Below are 2,607 nucleotides of genomic sequence, written 5' to 3'. Positions count from 1 at the left end.
TGACCCGGCAGCAGGTAGTTTCCTGGGTCTACGGCCCTCTGTTGGTCGATTTTCGTGGGGGAAGACCAAAAAAAACGCCGCCCTTTGGAGGGGCGGCGCTTTTTTGATCATCGTTCAGAGAGATACTATCGTTTGAGGTTTTTACTAGGTTTGGCGGCGACCTACTCTCCCACGTCTTAAGACGCAGTACCATTGGCGCGACAGCGCTTAACGGCCGGGTTCGGGATGGGACCGGGTGTTTCGCTTGTGCTATGACCACCAAACCGAGAAAAAACCTCTAACGTCCAAGTCAAGTTATCTAATGATGTGTATGCTTCTGATTTATCCGTAATAGTCTGGCTATTACTGGATCAAATCAAGCCTATCGAGCAATTAGTACCAGTCAACTGAACACATTACTGTGCTTACATCTCTGGCCTATCGACGTGGTGGTCTACCACGGCTCTCAGGGATACCTTGTTTTGAGGGGGGCTTCCCGCTTAGATGCCTTCAGCGGTTATCCTGTCCGAACATAGCTACCCTGCACTGCGGCTGGCGCCACAACAGGTCCACCAGTGGTTCGTTCACCCCGGTCCTCTCGTACTAGGGGCAACTCCTCTCAAGTATCCTACACCCACGGCAGATAGGGACCGAACTGTCTCACGACGTTCTAAACCCAGCTCACGTACCTCTTTAAACGGCGAACAGCCGTACCCTTGGGACCTGCTCCAGCCCCAGGATGAGATGAGCCGACATCGAGGTGCCAAACACTGCCGTCGATATGGACTCTTGGGCAGTATCAGCCTGTTATCCCCGGCGTACCTTTTATCCGTTGAGCGATGGCCCTCCCACTTGGGACCACCGGATCACTATGGCCGTCTTTCGACTCTGCTCGACTTGTCAGTCTCGCAGTCAGGCTGGCTTCTGCCATTGCACTCAACGAGCGATTTCCGACCGCTCTGAGCCAACCTTCGCGCGCCTCCGTTACGCTTTAGGAGGCGACCGCCCCAGTCAAACTACCCGCCACGCAGGGTCCCGGATCCGGATAACGGACCGCGGTTAGACATCAAGAGTGCGAAGGGTGGTATCTCAAGGGAGGCTCCACAGAAACTAGCGTTTCTGCTTCAAAGCCCACCACCTATCCTGCACATCACAATCCTGATGCCAGTGCGAAGCTGTAGTAAAGGTGCACGGGGTCTTTCCGTCTAACCGCGGGAAACCTGCATCTTGACAGGTAATTCAATTTCGCTGAGTCTATGTTGGAGACAGCGGGGAAGTCGTTACGCCATTCGTGCAGGTCGGAACTTACCCGACAAGGAATTTCGCTACCTTAGGACCGTTATAGTTACGGCCGCCGTTTACCTGGGCTTCAATTCAGAGCTCTCACCCCTCCTTTTAACCTTCAGGCACCGGGCAGGCGTCAGACCCTATACGTCGTCTTGCGACTTCGCAGAGCCCTGTGTTTTTAGTAAACAGTCGCCACCCCCTGGTTTGTGCCCCCAGCCTCTAGTTGCCTAGAAACCGGGCCTCCTTCTCGCGAACTTACGGAGGTATTTTGCCGAGTTCCTTCAACATAGTTCTCTCAAGCGCCTTGGTATTCTCTACCAGTCCACCTGTGTTGGTTTAGGGTACGATCTAGCGGAAGAGCTATTTCCAGGAACCTCTAAGCAGCCCATTCAATCCGATAAGGATGAACTACCCTCGAGATCCGTCACTTCTTCCTGGCCCAGGAATATTAACCTGGTTCCCATCGACTACGCCTTTCGGCCTCGCCTTAGGGGTCGGCTTACCCTGCTCAGATTAGCTTTAAGCAGGAACCCTTGGACTTTCGGCGAGAGTGTCTCTCACACTCTTTGTCGCTACTCATGTCATCATTCTCACTAGTGATCTCTCCACCGGATGGCTCACGCCCCGGCTTCATCGAAAGCTCCGTGTCTCCGTAACGACCGAAGTCGCTAAAGAGACATGGAACTATGTCACACTACGCTCTGCTACCATGCCTTACGGCATCCTAAGCTTCGGCTCATGGCTTGAGCCCCGTTACATCTTCGCCGCAGGACAACTTATTTAGACCAGTGAGCTGTTACGCTATCTTTAAAGGATGGCTGCTTCTAAGCCAACCTCCTGGTTGTTTTGGTCGTCCCACCTGCTTTCCCACTTAGCCATGAATTGGGGGCCTTAGCTGTAGGTCAGGGTTGTTTCCCTCTCGACTACGGACGTTAGCATTCGCAGTCTGTCTGCCATCTAGTACTCCTCGGTATTCGGAGTTTGGTTAGGATCAGTAAGCCTGTGGGGCCCCATTACCCATCCAGTGCTCTACCCCCGAGGGTATTCGGATGACGCTCTACCTAAATAGATTTCGCAGAGAACCAGCTATCTCCGAGTTTGATTGGCCTTTCACCCCTAGGCACAACTCATCCCGACCTTTTTCAACAGGTGTGGGTTCGGACCTCCAGTAAGTGTTACCTTACCTTCATCCTGGTCATGCCTAGATCACTCGGTTTCGGGTCTGATCCATCTAACTCATGCGCCCTATTAAGACTCGCTTTCGCTGCGCCTACACCTAACGGCTTAAGCTTGCTAGATAGACCAAGTCGATGACCCATTATACAAAAGGTACGCCGTCAC

2 rRNA genes are annotated in these 2,607 nt (G+C 53.0%); both read right to left on the bottom strand.

Annotation, left to right across the window (positions count from 1 at the left end):
• Nucleotides 1-148: 148 nt before the first annotated feature.
• Nucleotides 149-263: ribosomal RNA gene (gene rrf / locus ROG8370_RS19655) — 5S ribosomal RNA — on the bottom strand.
• A gap of 88 nt (nt 264-351) precedes the next feature.
• Nucleotides 352-2,607, bottom strand: a 23S ribosomal RNA gene (locus ROG8370_RS19650); the annotation flags it as partial.

This window comes from Roseovarius gaetbuli, from assembly GCF_900172365.1.
GTDB lineage: Bacteria > Pseudomonadota > Alphaproteobacteria > Rhodobacterales > Rhodobacteraceae > Roseovarius > Roseovarius gaetbuli.
Note: the sequence above shows the minus strand (reverse complement) of the source record. Positions and strands in the feature narration are given on the sequence as shown.